Source organism: Streptomyces sp. NBC_00513, from assembly GCF_041431415.1.
Taxonomy (GTDB): domain Bacteria; phylum Actinomycetota; class Actinomycetes; order Streptomycetales; family Streptomycetaceae; genus Streptomyces.
Genome location: NZ_CP107845.1, coordinates 7,285,087 through 7,299,224, shown reverse-complemented (window position 1 = coordinate 7,299,224; position 14,138 = coordinate 7,285,087). Strand labels below are relative to the sequence as shown.

14 protein-coding genes are annotated in these 14,138 nt (G+C 73.0%); 2 read left to right on the top strand and 12 right to left on the bottom strand.

The window, feature by feature from the left end; genetic code table 11:
• Positions 1 to 56: 56 nt before the first annotated feature.
• The 5 genes from OHA84_RS32825 to OHA84_RS32805 all read right to left on the bottom strand — a co-directional run bounded on the left by OHA84_RS32825 (position 57) and on the right by OHA84_RS32805 (position 5,211).
• Positions 57 to 1,952, bottom strand: a complete 1,896-nt coding sequence (locus OHA84_RS32825) for an amidohydrolase (protein WP_266953062.1) — start codon at positions 1,950 to 1,952, stop codon at positions 57 to 59.
• A gap of 8 nt (positions 1,953 to 1,960) precedes the next feature.
• Positions 1,961 to 2,917: an alpha/beta hydrolase gene (locus OHA84_RS32820; RefSeq protein ID WP_266952939.1), complete on the bottom strand. Its 957-nt coding sequence runs from the start codon at positions 2,915 to 2,917 to the stop codon at positions 1,961 to 1,963.
• A gap of 242 nt (positions 2,918 to 3,159) precedes the next feature.
• Positions 3,160 to 3,990, bottom strand: coding sequence for an alpha/beta fold hydrolase (locus OHA84_RS32815; RefSeq protein WP_266968313.1), 831 nt, complete (start codon positions 3,988 to 3,990; stop codon positions 3,160 to 3,162).
• A 45-nt stretch (positions 3,991 to 4,035) separates the two neighbouring features.
• Positions 4,036 to 4,542: a DoxX family membrane protein gene (locus OHA84_RS32810; RefSeq protein WP_266952935.1), complete on the bottom strand. Its 507-nt coding sequence runs from the start codon at positions 4,540 to 4,542 to the stop codon at positions 4,036 to 4,038.
• Positions 4,543 to 4,548: 6 nt separating this feature from the next.
• On the bottom strand, positions 4,549 to 5,211 hold the full coding sequence (locus tag OHA84_RS32805; RefSeq protein WP_266952933.1) for a hydrolase: 663 nt from the start codon (positions 5,209 to 5,211) through the stop codon (positions 4,549 to 4,551).
• 275 nt (positions 5,212 to 5,486) lie between these two features.
• Here OHA84_RS32805 and OHA84_RS32800 point away from each other — a divergent pair, with 275 nt between their 5' ends.
• Positions 5,487 to 6,482 (top strand): heme A synthase, encoded by a 996-nt coding sequence (locus tag OHA84_RS32800; protein WP_266952931.1) that lies wholly within the window; start codon positions 5,487 to 5,489, stop codon positions 6,480 to 6,482.
• A gap of 7 nt (positions 6,483 to 6,489) precedes the next feature.
• Here OHA84_RS32800 and OHA84_RS32795 read toward each other — a convergent pair whose 3' ends face one another.
• Positions 6,490 to 6,750 (bottom strand): hypothetical protein, encoded by a 261-nt coding sequence (locus OHA84_RS32795; protein ID WP_266952929.1) that lies wholly within the window; start codon positions 6,748 to 6,750, stop codon positions 6,490 to 6,492.
• A 118-nt stretch (positions 6,751 to 6,868) separates the two neighbouring features.
• Between OHA84_RS32795 and OHA84_RS32790 the strand changes: the two genes are divergently transcribed.
• Positions 6,869 to 7,435 (top strand): YdeI family protein, encoded by a 567-nt coding sequence (locus tag OHA84_RS32790; protein ID WP_266968314.1) that lies wholly within the window; start codon positions 6,869 to 6,871, stop codon positions 7,433 to 7,435.
• Here OHA84_RS32790 and OHA84_RS32785 read toward each other — a convergent pair.
• The 6 genes from OHA84_RS32785 to OHA84_RS32760 all read right to left on the bottom strand — a co-directional run bounded on the left by OHA84_RS32785 (position 7,432) and on the right by OHA84_RS32760 (position 14,081).
• Positions 7,432 to 9,288, bottom strand: a complete 1,857-nt coding sequence (locus OHA84_RS32785; protein WP_266952927.1) for a galactose oxidase early set domain-containing protein — start codon at positions 9,286 to 9,288, stop codon at positions 7,432 to 7,434. The two genes, OHA84_RS32790 and OHA84_RS32785, sit on opposite strands and share 4 nt — an antisense overlap.
• Positions 9,289 to 9,490: 202 nt before the next feature.
• Positions 9,491 to 10,303 (bottom strand): hypothetical protein, encoded by an 813-nt coding sequence (locus OHA84_RS32780; RefSeq protein WP_266952925.1) that lies wholly within the window; start codon positions 10,301 to 10,303, stop codon positions 9,491 to 9,493.
• On the bottom strand, positions 10,303 to 11,577 hold the full coding sequence (locus tag OHA84_RS32775) for a VWA domain-containing protein (RefSeq protein ID WP_266968315.1): 1,275 nt from the start codon (positions 11,575 to 11,577) through the stop codon (positions 10,303 to 10,305). Before OHA84_RS32775 ends, OHA84_RS32780 begins: the two co-directional genes overlap by 1 nt.
• A gap of 125 nt (positions 11,578 to 11,702) precedes the next feature.
• The gene (locus OHA84_RS32770) at positions 11,703 to 12,098 is read right to left on the bottom strand and encodes a GntR family transcriptional regulator (protein WP_266952921.1); all 396 of its coding nucleotides are present in this window, start codon (positions 12,096 to 12,098) and stop codon (positions 11,703 to 11,705) included.
• 52 nt (positions 12,099 to 12,150) lie between these two features.
• Positions 12,151 to 13,137, bottom strand: a complete 987-nt coding sequence (locus tag OHA84_RS32765) for an ABC transporter permease (RefSeq protein ID WP_266968316.1) — start codon at positions 13,135 to 13,137, stop codon at positions 12,151 to 12,153.
• On the bottom strand, positions 13,134 to 14,081 hold the full coding sequence (locus OHA84_RS32760; protein WP_371591518.1) for an ABC transporter ATP-binding protein: 948 nt from the start codon (positions 14,079 to 14,081) through the stop codon (positions 13,134 to 13,136). Before OHA84_RS32760 ends, OHA84_RS32765 begins: the two co-directional genes overlap by 4 nt.
• Between the last annotated feature and the right edge of the window lie 57 nt (positions 14,082 to 14,138).

Here is a 14,138-nt window from a genome sequence, read left to right as displayed (position 1 = left end):
TGGGACCGTTCGGTGCGTGGGACCGTTCAGCGTGAAGCCGGGCGTGTGCGGGGCCGTCAGTGCGTGAAGCAGGGGTCGGCGACGGGCGGCGCCGCGTCGGGCGCCTCGCCCCGCGCGACACGCCAGAGCCGGTGGTGTTCGGACTCCGCCGCGACCTCCGCCATCGCGTCGGCCTGCCGGACACCGCCGGCCCCGCCCGCCCCGTACGCCGGCCGGGCCTGGTAGCCGCCGAAGTGGGCCACCGGGCTCCAGTGCGGGCTGACCGGCGGGACCGGCTCGTCGAGGCCCTCGTACTCGGCCGTGGCGTGGACGATCCGACCGCCGACGACCGTGAGGACGGACTCGATGTCGGGGATCGCGTCCTCGGGGACGGTCAGGTAGTCCTGCGTCAGGATGGCGAGGTCGCCGAGGAAGCCCTCCTTCAGGACGCCCTTCACGTCGTCCTCGCCGGTGAGTCGGGCACCGCCGCGGGTGTAGAGGACCAGCGCCGTCTCCCGGTCGACGAGGTTCCCGGCCGGGTAGAGCGACGTACCGCCGACGGTCCGGCCCGTCACCAGCCAGTGCAGCGAGACCCACGGGTTGTACGAGGACACGCGCGTGGCGTCCGTCCCCGCGGCGACGGTCAGGCCGCGGTCCAGCATCGCGCGGACCGGCGGTGTGCGGGAGGTGGCCTCGTGCCCGTACCGGTCCAGGAAGGCGGCGCCCTGGAACGACATCCGGTTCTGGACGGACAGGGCGCCGCCGAGCGCGGCGATGCGGTCCAGGCTGTCGTCGGAGACCGTTTCGGCGTGGTCGAAGAGCCAGCGGCCGGCTCCCGGGAACAGTCCTTCGGCGGCGAGCTTCTCGAAGACGGCCAGGTCGCGGCGGATCGTCTCGTCGTAGGTGGCGTGCAGGCGAAAGCCCCAACCCTTCTCCAGAAGGAGCCGCACCGCCGTCTCGAACTCGCTCTCGTAGCCGGCGGCGAGTTCGGGTCGCGGTTCGGAGAAGTTCTCGAAGTCGGCGGCAGCCCAGGTCAGGTTCTCGCCCGCGCCGTTCAGGCGGAGCCACTCGTCGCCGTCCTCGGGACTGACCGTCTCGGTCCAACGGGTCAGGTCGGCGATCTCCTGGCCGGCCGTCTGCGGGAACAGGTGGTAGGCGATCCGCAGGGTCAGCTCTCCCGTGCGGGCCAGGTCGGTGACGGTGGCGTAGTTGTCGGGGAAGTTCTGGAAGCCGCCGGCCGCGTCCACCGCCGAGGTCAGGCCGAAGCGGTTCAGTTCCCGCAGGAAGTGTCGGGTGGAGGTGCGCTTGTCGGCCTCGTCCAGGGTGGGCGCCTTGGCGAGGGTGGAGTACAGGACGAGCGCGCTCGGCGCCGCCAGGAGCACGCCGTTCGGCTCGCCGTCCCTGCCGCGCACGATCTGTCCGCCGCGCGGGTCGGGGGTGTCGCGGTCGAATCCGGCGGCCCGCACCGCGGCGCGGTTCATCAGGGCCGACTGGTAGAGGTGGAGCACGAACACCGGAGTGTCGGGCGCGGCGGCGTTCAACTCGGCCACGGTCGGCATCCGACGTTCGACGAACTGCTCCGCGGTCCAGCCGCCGACGACCCGGATCCACTGCCCCTTGGGGGTCCGGCCGGCCTGTTCGCGGAGCATGGCCAGGGCGTGGCGCAGGGAACGCACGCCGTCCCAGCGCAGCTCCAGCACGTAGTTGAGGCCGCCCCGGATGACGTGCAGGTGCGAGTCGTTCAGACCGGGGACGACCCGGCGCCCCAGGGCGTCGATCACCCTGGTCGCCGGGCCCACCAGGCGCCCGAGCTCGTGGTCGTCGCCGATGCCCACGATCCGGCCGTCGCGGATCGCGACACCGCGGGCCGCCGGCCGGTCCGGGTCCCCGGTGAACACCTTGGCGTTGCGCACGATCAGGTCGGCGGCCGGTAGCCGCCCGTCGGGGGCCGGGGATATGCCTCCGACGGGCATGCCGGCCGTCACGCGAGGGCCTCGCGCAGGGTGTCGACGGCGAGACCGATGGCGAGTTCCGCGGCCCGGGTCTCCCGGAGCGCGTTCAGCATGACGAAGTCGTGGATCGTGCCCTGGACGCGCAGGGCGGTGACCGGCACGCCGGCGGAGCGCAGCTTGGCCGCGTACGCCTCGCCCTCGTCGCGCAGGACGTCGGCCTCGGCGGTGATGATCAGGGCGGGAGGCAGTCCGGTGAGTTCGTCGAGGGAGGCGCGCAGCGGCGAGGCGGTGATCCGGGCACGGTCGGACTCGTCGGTCGTGTACTGGTCCCAGAACCACTGCATCGCCTCGCGGCGCAGGAAGTAGCCGGTGGCGAACTGCTCGTACGACTCGGTGTCGAAGGCGGCGTCGGTGACCGGGTAGAAGAGCACCTGGTGGACGACGGTGACGTCGCCGCGTTCCTTGGCCATGAGGGTGAGGGCGGCGCTCATGTTGCCGCCGACCGAGTCGCCGGCGACGGCGAGGCGCGTGCCGTCGAGGTCCTTGTCCCGTCCTTCGCGGCCGATCCACCGGGCGACGGCGTAGTTCTGCTCGATGGCGACGGGGTAGCGCGCCTCGGGCGAGAGGTCGTACTCGGGGAAGACGACGGCCGCGCCGGCGCCGACGGCGAGTTCGCGGACCAGTCGGTCGTGGGTGTGCGCGTTGCCGAAGACCCAGCCGGCCCCGTGGATGTAGAGGATGACGGGCAGGGGGCCGGTGAGGCCCCGGGGGCGGACGATCCGGGTGCGGACCTCCCCGGTGGGGCCGCCCTGGACGGTGATCCACTCCTCGTCGACGGCGGGCAGCGAGACGCCTTCGCCGTTCTGTACGTCGTCCACGGCCTTGCGGCCGTCGGCGGGCGGGATCTGGTAGAGGTACGGCGGCTGCGCGGTGGCGTTGGCGAAGGCCTGCGCGGCGGTTTCCAGTACGGGCTGACGGTTGGTCATGACGGTGCTCCTTCGGAGGGTCGGGGGCGGGGCGTGGCAGGGGGCGGCCGGGGTGATCGCGGCGTTCAGGATCACACCGGCGACCGCTCCGGGCCGGGAGACCGCCCGGCGTGTGGCGTGATTGGCCCGACCGGGTGGGCGCTGCGGGCGCGGGGTGGGTGCGGCGGCGGGAGGTGCGCACGGGGACGCCGCACGAGAGGGGTCGGCGGTGTCCCCGTGCGCGGTTCGGGGGTCGGGTCCGGTCAGCCGATGAAGGCGAGCAGTGCGGCGTTGACCTCGTCGGCGTGGGTCCAGGTGAGCCCGTGCGGGCCGCCCTCGACGACGTGCAGTTCGGCGCCGGCGATCTCCTTCGACAGCGGGATCGCGGTGGCCTCGATGGGCAGGGTCCGGTCGGCGTCGCCGTGGATGATCAGGGTGGGGACGTCGATGCGGGGCAGGTCGGCGCGGAAGTCGGTCAGCCAGGCCCGGACGCAGTCGAGGGTGCCCTTGGCGGAGGCGCCGGCGGCCACGTTCCAACTCGCCCGCACGGCTTCCTCACTGATCCGCTCGCCACCCAACACGTCCACGTTGTAGAAGTCGGCGAGGAAGGCGGTCAGGAACGCGAAGCGGTCGGCCCTGATGGCCTCCTCGATGCCCCGGAAGACGCCGGCGTCGACTCCGCCGGGGTTGTCCTCGGTCTTCAGCAGGAAGGGCGGGACGACCCCGATCATGACGGCCTTGGCGATGCGCTCCGAGCCGTACGTGCCGAGGTAGCGGGTCACCTCGCCGCTGCCCATCGAGAAGCCGACGAGAACCGCGTCGCGCAGGTCGAGCGAGGTGAGGACCGCGTTCAGGTCGGCGGCGAAAGTGTCGTACTCGTAGCCGTCGCAGGGCTGGTCGGAGCGGCCGAAGCCGCGCCGGTCGTAGGTGACGACGCGGTGGCCCGCGGCGAGCAGGGCGGCGGTCTGCCGTTCCCAGGACGCCCCGTTCAGCGGCCATCCGTGGATCAGGACGACGGGCCGTCCCCGGCCGTGGTCCTCGTAGTACAGCTCGACGGGGGCCGGGTCGCCCTCGGTGACCTTGATGAAAGGCATGGTGTTCTCCTGTGTCGGATGGTGTGCCGCAGGTGTCGCCTCCGGCTACGCGTCGCCCGTCGGGCGTGGGGCGGCGGTGTGCAGGACGACCCGGGTGAGCAGTCCGCTGCCGATTCCCGAGACCAGGGCGACGCCGAGCCACCACAGGGGGTACGGCGTCAGCCCGAGCACCCGGTCCAGGGACCAGGCGCCGGGTCCGGTGGCCGCCAGGGCGGCCGCCGTCGCGATCAGGACCAGGGGGTATTCGTAGCCGTCGTTCTGCACCCAGAGCCCGTTGTGCCACTTCACGGTGAGCGCGACCGTCATGACGCCGATGGCGCCGGTGGCGGCGAGCGGGGTGAGCAGCCCCAGGGCCAGCAGGAGCCCGGAGCCGATCTGGCCGGTACCGGCGGCGAGGGCGGTCAGGTTGCCGCCGCGGAAGCCGTCGCCGCGGAACTCCCGGGCCCCGCCTTCGAGTCCGTGCCCGCCGAGGCGGTGACTGATCTTCTGTACTCCGTGGCCGGCGACGAGCAGGCCCGCCAGGAGGCGCAGGATCAGGAGGCCGGTGTCCAACTCGGCTCAGCCCGCCGCGTGTTCGCCGATGACCGACTGCGCGTACACGACGCCGAGGCCGTAGGCGCCGGCGTGCTCCTTGACGATCTCCATCACGGCGCCGTACGTCTCCTGGCGGGCCCAGTCGCGCTGGAGTTCCAGCAGGACCTGTACCCAGGTGACGGGGACGGCGCCGGCGGCGAGCATGCGCTGCAGGGCGTGCTCGTGGGCGGCCGGGCTGACGCCGCCGGAGGCGTCGGAGACCACGTAGACCTCGTAGCCCTGCTCCAGCGCGGACAGCGCGGGCAGGACCAGGCAGACCTCGGTCCACAGCCCCGACAGGATGATCTTCTTGCGACCGGTGGCCTTGACCGCCTCGACGAGCGCCTCGTCCTCCCAGGCGTTCATGGAGGTGCGGTCGATGGTGTCCTGCTTGGGGAACACGGCGGCGAGTTGCGGCAGGATCGGGCCGGAGAAGGACTCGGCGGCGACCGTGGTGAGCACGGCGGGGACCTCGAAGGCGCGGGCGGCCTTGGCGAGGCCCACGGTGCTGTTGATGATCGCGGCGCGGTCCCCGCTGCCGACGCCGAAGAACATCTGCGGTTGGTGGTCGACGAAGAGCATGACCGAGTTCTCGGGCGTCAGCAGGTCCCGGCCGCCGGCGGCCCGGACCTTGGTGATGTCGAACATGAGGGGTCCTTTTCTCAAGGGGAGGCGATGAGGGCCGACCGCCGCGGCTCCCGCGGCTCGGCACTCCCCGAACGTACGATCGCGGCGCCCTCGCCTCTTTCCCCACCGTGCGCACGGAATGGTCCGAGAACGCACAACCCGCGGACGCGTGCGGGCCCGCCCGACCGAACGATGACCGACACCCCGTCAAGAACGCCCCGGGCACGGTCGTAGGCTGGGCCCTCTTGATCAACGCGCGCTCCCCCGCGGCGGCGCGCCCTCGGGGAAGGTCGATCGTGCGCACTCCTCTCTCTTGGGCGGCGGGCAGGTTCGCGCTCGGTCCCCGCAGCGTCCGTCGGGCCGCGACGACGTCCGTGGTGGCGAGCATCGCGATCGTCGTCGGCGGCGGGATCGTCCGGGTCACCGGTTCCGGCCTGGGCTGCCCCGAATGGCCGATGTGCACGACGGAAACCTTGGCCCCCACCTCCGAGATGGGGCTGCACGGCGCGATCGAGTTCGGCAACAGGCTCCTCACCGGGGTGCTGTGCGTGATCGTGGGGTGGGTCGTGGTCACCGCCCGCCTCCAGCGCCGCCCGATGCCCGCGGTGTTGCGCGGCGCCTGGGCGCAGTTCTGGGTCGTGGTCCTGAACGCCCTGGTGGGCGGGGTCACGGTGTGGATGCGGCTGAGCCCCTACGTGGTCGCCGCGCACTTCCTCGCCGCGACGCTGCTGCTGACCGCCGCCGTGTGGACCCGGCACGCGGTGCCCGCCGGGGACAGTGGGCCCGCCGCGGACCTCTGCCCCCGTCGGCCGCCGGCCGGCCGTCATCGCTCGCAGTCGTGGGCGCTGGTGGCCACGACGGCCCTGCTGGTCGTGGTGGGCACCGTGACCACCGGTTCCGGTCCGCACGCGGGGGACTCCTCCGACGTGCGTCGGATGCCGTTCGACTGGGCCACCGTCACGGTGGCGCACGGCGTACTGGCCGCGGCGGTACTGGTGCTCGCCGGGCGGCTCCTCGCCGTGCTGCCGCGGCAGGGGTACGGTGCCGCGCGCCGCACGACGGTGCGCTTCCTCGCCGTGCTGGTGGCCCAGGGCGCGGTGGGTCTGTTCCAGTCGTTGACGGGGCTGCCGGCGCTCGCCGTGATCCTGCACCTGCTGGGGTCGGCCCTGGTGTGGGTCGGCGTGCTGCGGGTCCATCTGGAGGTCCGGGCGGCGGACGCGGCGCGGACCGGCCCCTACGCGGGCGCGGGCGCGGCACACCGGGAGACGGTCGGTGGCGCGGCGCGCGGTTGAACCGGGCTCAGACGAGCGACAGGCTGGCCGCGTCGACGGGTTCGACGTCGGCGAGGTCGGCGATGCGCTCCACTCCCCCGCCGCGCGGGCGGATGTACGCGCGTCGGATCCAGCGGGGGGTGCCGGTGTGGCTGGGGAGTTCCTCGCGGACCACGGCCATCAGCCGCCCCTCGACACCGGACGCGGTGTCCCGCACGAGGCGTCCGACCAGCGGATGCCATTCGTGGCCATCGGGGTTGTGGTGGTTGCGCATCGCGGCCTCGCTCACCTCGGGGTGACATGGGTCGACCGTTATTCGGGGCCGGTCCCGCTGCGGATGGGTCTGCCGGCGAAACCGGGGCGGAGGGGATGGCTGAGGCCGCCGGGACGGCGATAGCCTGCCGCGCATGGACGAGTTGGACGGCGTGGAGATCATCGCCTTCGCGGACGCCGGGGCGTTCGAGGGCTGGCTGTCGGAGCATCACGCGCGCGAGGCGGGCGTCTGGGTGAAGGTGGCCAAGAAGAGGAGCGGCGTCCCGTCGGTCACCGACGACGAACTCGTGGACATCGGGCTCTGTTACGGCTGGATCTCCGGGCAGCGCAGGTCCCTCGACGACGTGTACTACCTCCAGAAGTACGTGCCGCGTCGCCCCCGGAGCCTGTGGTCGCGGGTCAACGTCGACAAGGTGGCGCTGCTGACGGCCGCCGGGCGGATGCGCGAGCCCGGGCTGGCCGAGGTGCGCGAGGCGCGCGAGGACGGTCGCTGGGACGCGGCGTACGCGTCGCAGAAGAACGCCGAGGTCCCGCCGGACCTGGCCGCCGCGCTGGCGGCCGACCCGCGGGCGCGCTCGGCCTTCGAGGCGCTCGACCGGACCGGGCGCTACCAGTTGATCCTGCCGCTGCTCCAGGCCCTCACCCCGAAGGCCCGCCGGGACCGTCTCGACAAGGCCCTCCGTACCCTGCGCGCGACCTAGCGGACGCCCAGCTTGACCCACTTCGCCGTGCTGGGGACGCCCCGGGAGTTCAGCAGGAACAGCATGTAGTAGCCGGGCGGGGCGTCGGCGGCGGAGGGCGGCGTCCGCAGGTCGAGGGTGTCGCCCCGGGCGCCGGTGCGGCGCAGTTCCAGGTGCCGTTGGCTGGTGTTGATCGAGTGGGTCACGGTCGTCGGCGCGAGCAGCACGGCCCGCGCCACCTCCCCGGGGGTGGAGGTGCGCACCTGGAAGTCGGTGTCGTGGGCGAGCGCGTGGCCGGGAACCCCGTCGAGGGCGGGGCGGGTCCCGCGGTGCAGGTAGGCGGGTTCGTACAGCTCGATGCTGCCGTCCATGCCGTCCGTGATGTCGGGGTCGTTGGCGATCTGTTGGAGTTCGTCCCCGGTGACCAGGACCCGCCCGTCGGGCAGGACGAGGGCATTGGAGTGGTATCCCCGGGGCAGGCGTTGGGCGGGTCCCAGGCTCCAGTGGCCCCGGGCGTCGCGGAGTTCGATCTGCCGGTACTTGAGGTCGGCCTTGGGGTTGAACGGCCCGAAGCCGTAGTCGCGGGTGTCGAGGGCTCCGTTGACGGTGAGCAGGGTCGCGTCCGGCAGGATCAGCGTGTCGTCCTGGGTGCGGCCGAACGCGCGGGGGCCGTCCGTGCTCCAGGCGCCGCCGGACAGCCGGTACGTGAGCGGGTCGCGCGGGTCGCCGCCGAGGACCAGCACGGAGTCGGGGCCCCGGAAGCCGGCCGGGAGCGGCACCGCGGATCCGTAGCCCCGGAAGTCCGCGGGCCGCCGGGGCAGGTCGACGCGGGTCTCCTTGGCCGGGTCGAACAGCCACTGCTGGTCGGCGTCGCGGCCGAGGCCGTAGATCATGCCGTCGCGGAGCGAGAAGAGGTGCGGGTAGTCGTTGCGGAAGGGGGCGTCGGCCCCGAACCGCTCCGCGGGCAGGCCCACCGGGATGTCGTACGTGCGCCAGGGCACGGGGCGACCGCGGGCCGGGAACCGTTCCACCAGCGGGGTGGGGTGCCCCGTGCCGCGTTCGTCCTGCCCGGACATGACGAGTTGGCGGCCGTCGGCGCCGGTGACCACGGACGGGTACCAGCGGCCGACGGCCATGTCGCGGTTGCGGAACCAGGTCTCGGTCCACGGGTCGAACACGAAGGACAGTCGGGCGCCGGTGCCGCCCTTGCCCCCGCCGTTGCCGCCGAACACGCCGACCATGCCGTTGGGGAGGAAGGAGTGGCCCGCGCAGAAGAAGGGGGCCGGTCGCGGGACGTACGTGCCGTCGGGCATCAGCACGGTGGGCGGCGGCACGTTCTTGAAGGCGCGGGCGCCCGTGCCCTTGGCGGGATCCCAGAGGTAGGCGCGGCCCGCGTTGGTGCCGCCGATCCGGTCGGTGGGCCCGGTCTCCTTGGTGGGGTCCGCCTCGACCCGTTCGAAGGAGAAGAAGAGCACCTTGCCCGTGGGGAGTTGGGCGAGGTGGACCCCGAAGTCGGGGGCGGGGAAGTAGTCGGTGAAGCGTCCGGACCGCGCCGCGGTGAAGGCGGCGTTGACCCGCCGCTGGGAGGCGCCCAGCGCGTCCAGGCTCTTCGTGCGCTTCGCCTGGGGGTAGCCCTGCGCGCCCCGGGCGGCCGTTCGCCGGCCGGCGTGGGCCCGGGCGTGGTCCTCGCCGAGGGTGGCCGCTTCCGCGGGCCGGGTCTCGGCGGTGAGCCTCCGGTGGGAGGTACCGGCGCCCGCGTGGCCGTCACCGTCGTGCCCGGGGGCGGTCGCGAAGGCCGGCAGCGCGGTGGCGAGCACGGCGGAGGCGACCAGGGGCAGGGTGGCCAGTACGGCGGACCAGGGGGATCGGGACACGGCACTCCTCGATGCGACCGCCGACGGGGGCCGCCATCGTAGGAGACGAACGATCTTCGCCACGTCGGCGCGGCCGGCGGCGGGCCGGATCCGCCCGGACAGCCCCCGCGCGCTCACGCGCACGGAGGAGCGGGAGTCGTGCGCGGGGGCCGGACGGCGGAGCGGCCACCACCCCGCACCGGGGTGGTGGCCGCTCCCCCGGTCATCCGCCGGAGGGGGTCCGGGCGGGACGGCCGGAACCGCGGGTCAGGGAGTACCCGCCGATGCCCGCGAGGGCGGCGAGCAGTCCGCCGGCCACGGTCCAGATCCAGCGGTCGGACCACCGGCCGCCGGCCCAGCCGCCCTCGGGCTCGATGCCGGCCGCCGGCTGCTTCCCGTCGGCTTCCGCCGCGCGGGCCGCCGTGATGCCGGGTACCAGGGGGGCCGACAGGGCGCCGTCCACCGCGTAGGCGCCGCCCGTGTCCGTCGCGTCGGCCCGGACCCGCGCCCGGACCGGCTGCCCCAGGTCCTCCGGGGCCAGGTCGATCACGGTGAGGCGGACGTAGTAGGCGCCCGGCAGCGGGTCGTTGGCCCACGTGTCCGCGCCGGTCCGCACCGGTCGCAGGGTGCAGGACAGCTCGACGGCGCCGGCGTCCTTGGCCGCCGGGGCGGCCTGCTTGCCGTACATGCAGGGTTGGCGGCGGCGCAGCCCGTCGTAGACGTCGAGCCGCCAGCTCGCGGCGCCGTGTCGGGAGGCCGCGGCCGGCAGTGTCACCGTGGCCTTGACGGTGGCCCGTTGGCCGGCGTCGAGCGGGAGCACCCAGTACAGGTAGTCACCGGTGGACGCGTCGGCCGTGGCCTCCTGGCCCACCTTGACCGCGGTGGCGGTGCGGAAGCTCGTGCCCGCCTCCGTCGGCCCGCCGCCGCTGCTCGCCGAGGGGGACGGGGAGGGGGTGTCGGCGGCGGCCGTCCCGGCGAGGCCGAGGAGGGCGCCGCCGGCGAGGGCGACGGCCGTCAGTGCGCGTACGGTACGCATCAGTTGGTCCTCCAGACGGAGATGCGCCAGCGGGAGATCCAGCCCCAGACCACGCCGACCACGAGGCCGGTGAGCACGAGCACGCCCAACAGCCACCAGCCGCGCCCGAGGCCGAAGGACGCCACGTCGGAGGTGCCGTCGGGGCCGTCGACCACGTCGATGGTCAGTTCGAGGGGCATGCCCGGGGTGGTCTTGACCGAGGCGGGCGCCGAGAAGGAGTTGCTGACCTGGAGGCAGACGGTCTCCGGCTCCGTCACCTCGTTGCCGTCGGCGTCGTCGAGGACGGCCTTGGGGTACCGCAGGCCCGTGGAGACGAGGTCGGTGCGACCGTCACCGGCCTCCGAGCCCCGGACGATCTCGCGTCCGTGGACGGTCGAGGCGCGCAGCATGACGCCGTAGTCGTTGTTGACGGCGCGGTCGGCGCCGATGCTCACCGAGGCACGCAGTTCCTGGCCGGGCTTGACGGCCACCTTGTACCAGCGGTGTTCGCCGAACGTCTCGCGGTCGGTGTAGAGGCCGGCTCCCAGCACGGGGGCGTCCTGGCACCGTCCGGTTCCCGTGGTGACCACGGGGGTGACCACGGGCGCGGCGGCCCGGTCGACGAGCTGTTTGACCCGGCCGGAGAGTTGGTCGGTGTGCTGGACCGAGGTGTAGGTGCCGCCGGTGGCCTCGGCGATGCAGATGAGCTGCTCGCGCGTCTTGGCGTCGGGGACGAGGCCGAGCGTGTCGATGGTCAGGTGGATGCCCCGGGCGGCGATGTCGCGGGCGACCTCGCAGGGGTCGAGCGGGGCGCAGGTGTCCTCGCCGTCCGTGATGAGCACGATCCTGCGGGTGGCGTCGCCGCCCTTGAGGTCGTCGGCCGCGCCGAGCAGGGCCGGGCCGATCGGGGTCCAGCCGGTGGGGGCGAGGGTGGCCACGGCCGTCTTCGCCTCGGTCCGGTTCAGCGGACCGACGGGGTAGAGCGGCCGGGTGTCCTTGCAGCCGAGATTCCTGTCGTCACCGGGGTAGTTGGCGCCGAGGGTCCGTATGCCCAGGAGGACGTCGTCCGGTACCGCGTCGAGCACGTCGTTGAACGCCTGCTTCGCGGCGGACATCCGGGACTTCCCGTCGATGTCGGTCGCCCGCATCGAGCCGCTGACGTCCAGGACCAGTTCGACCTTGGGCGGCTCTTTCGCCGCCGGCTCGCCCGCCGAGGCCTGTGCCGGGAACAGCCCGACGGCCAATGTGGCCAGCAGGCCGCACGCCGCGGCCGCCACCCTTTTTCTTGTGATCATCGCCGGATCGTATTGAGGATCGTCGGCCAATCCAAAAGCCGCCCGGCGTGAAGACGTTCTCCGGCGCCCCCGCGACCTCCGCGCGCCGGGTCCGGCCCCCGGGCGCGCCCCGGGAGACCCCCGGCCTACACCGTGCCGACCGTGGGGAACGTCTCGGCGCGCACGGTGTCGAAGAGGGTGGTGACGTCCGAGGGCGTGAGGCCCTCTTCGCGGGCCTGCCGCATCCACGCGCCGAGCTGGACGCGCAGCGGGGACTCGGCATCGGTCAGGGGGCCCGATGACGACTGGAGGACGAAGGTGCCCGCGCCCTGCCGCACTTCGACGAGTCCGGCGCGTTCCAGTTCGCGGTACGCCTTGAGGGTGGTGTTCGGGTTGACCTTGGTACTGGCCGCCACTTGTGCGGCGGTGGGCAGTTTGTCTCCCTCGACCAGGGCGCCCATGCGCAGCGCCTGCTCCACTTGTCGGACGATCTGGAGGTAGGCGGGCAGGCCGCCGCGGCGTTCGATGCGAAACACGACCACGGTGCCCGCCTCCTTCTTTGCTTCGTCGTCGATGGTCAGACTAGGTCGCGGATCAGAACGGTCCGCGCCGGGTGCGCCAGAACAGCAGGGCGACGAGGAGTCCGGCCAGGACGAGGAAGATGCCGGACGCGGCCCATTGCATGCCCGCCATCTGATCCTTGCCGAAGTAGTCCCACACCGAGTTGACGATCCCCATCTTGGCGCGGCAGGCCTCCGGAACCGCGTCGTTCGCGCAGGTTCCCCACCCGTGGAGTTCCCCGGAGGCGGTTCCGATCCAGTTGTCGACCAGCACGGCCTGGTCGAGCGCGGCCGGCCGCACCCCTTCCAGCGGGAAGGCGATCCGGCGCGGGGTGGCGAGCCGGTCCTTGACGAGGTCGAAGGCGATCGACGTCGCGTACCCGATGAGGAAGGTGAGGACCATGGCGGGCACCGTGCGCCGGATCAGGGCGCCGATGGTGATGCCCAGGACCGTGGAGAACAGTGCGAAGGAGACGAAGACCGGGACGGTGGTGTCGAACGAGGAGTCGTGCAGCCAGTCGTGCGGGTTGAAGGGGGTCACGGAGCCGCGCCACCAGGCGAAGAGCCCGCTGAGCGCTGCGGTGGTGAGGGTGACGAGCAGGAGGGCGAAGCCGAGCTTCGCGAGGAGCCAGCGTCGCCGGGTGACGGACTGGGTGGTGGCCAGTCGCGCGGTGCCGTTCTCGATGTCGGAGGCCAGCAGGGGCGCTCCGACGAACACGGCGAGGACGGTGGTGAGGAAGGACAGGTTGACGGCGAAGGAGTTGAGGGTCTCCGACGCGTTGCCGGCGACGTTGTCGCCGAGGGCGTCCGCCGGTTTGCCGGGCCAGCCCGCCGCGTGCAGGGTGTCGAGCATCGCGCCGCGCTCGTAGACGATCCAGGCGCCTCCGAGGACGACCAGCGCGAGGCAGGTGAGCAGGGCCGGGCGGTGCCGGCGGAACATCAGCCAGGCCAGTCCGCGCAGTCGGCGGGCCTTGGCGGGCGCGGCGCTCTCGGTGTCGCCGGGGCGGGTGAGCGTGCTCATGCCGCGAAGTCCTCTCGTTGGCCGGGCGCGGCGGTCGGGGAGACCAGCGCGGGCGCCTGGGGCGAACGGAGGTAGGCCAGCAGCACTTCCTCCATGCCGGGGTGCGATTGCTGCCAGTCGGGGCTCAGCGGTCCCTGGCGCAGCAGGAGGGCGGTGAACTGCCGCCCGGAGGTGCGGACCTCGACGACGGTGTGATCGTCGAGTGTCGCGGGCAGGGCGCCGCCCTCGGCGACGAGTCCGGTCACCAGGGTGTGCATGGGCAGGAGTTCGTCGGCCTCGCCCGCCATGCGGACCTGACCGTCCGCGAGGACGAGCAGGTAATCGCACATGTTCTCCAGTTCGCCGAGCATGTGGGAGGACATCAGGACGGTGGTGCCGTGTGTGGCGGCCTCGGACATCAGCAGCGAGCTCAGCTCGTCCCGGGCGACGGGGTCGAGGTCGGCCATCGGCTCGTCCAGCAGAAGGAGTTCGGGACGCTTGCCGAAGGCGAGCGCGAAGGCCACCCGGGTGCGCTGGCCGCCCGACAGGTCCCCGACGCGAGCCCCGAAGGGGACGTTGCCCGCCCGTACGATCCGTTCGGCGACGGCGGGGTCCCAGTCCGGGTTGAGCTCACGCCCCATGCGCAGCGTGTCGGCGACGCTGAACTGCTTGAACAGCGGCTTGTCCTGGCCGAGGTAGGCCCAGCGCCGCATCACGGCGGGGTCCCCGGCCGGGGCGCCGAAGACCCGCAGCTCCCCGGCCGTGGGCTCGATCAGCCGGGTCGCCAGGTTGAGCAGGGTGCTCTTCCCGGCGCCGTTGGGCCCCACGAGGGCGCAGACGCGGCCCGCCGGGATCCGGAAGGAGCAGTCCCGAAGCGCCCACCCCCGCCGGTATTTCTTGCCCAGCCCCCGGGCCTCCATGGCCCACCGGGTGTCGGACGTGCCGGGAACGGTCAGATCGCGCACGCCTCCCCCTTTCCGTGATTCCACTACTTCATTAATGGAATCATGGTCTGGGCGCGG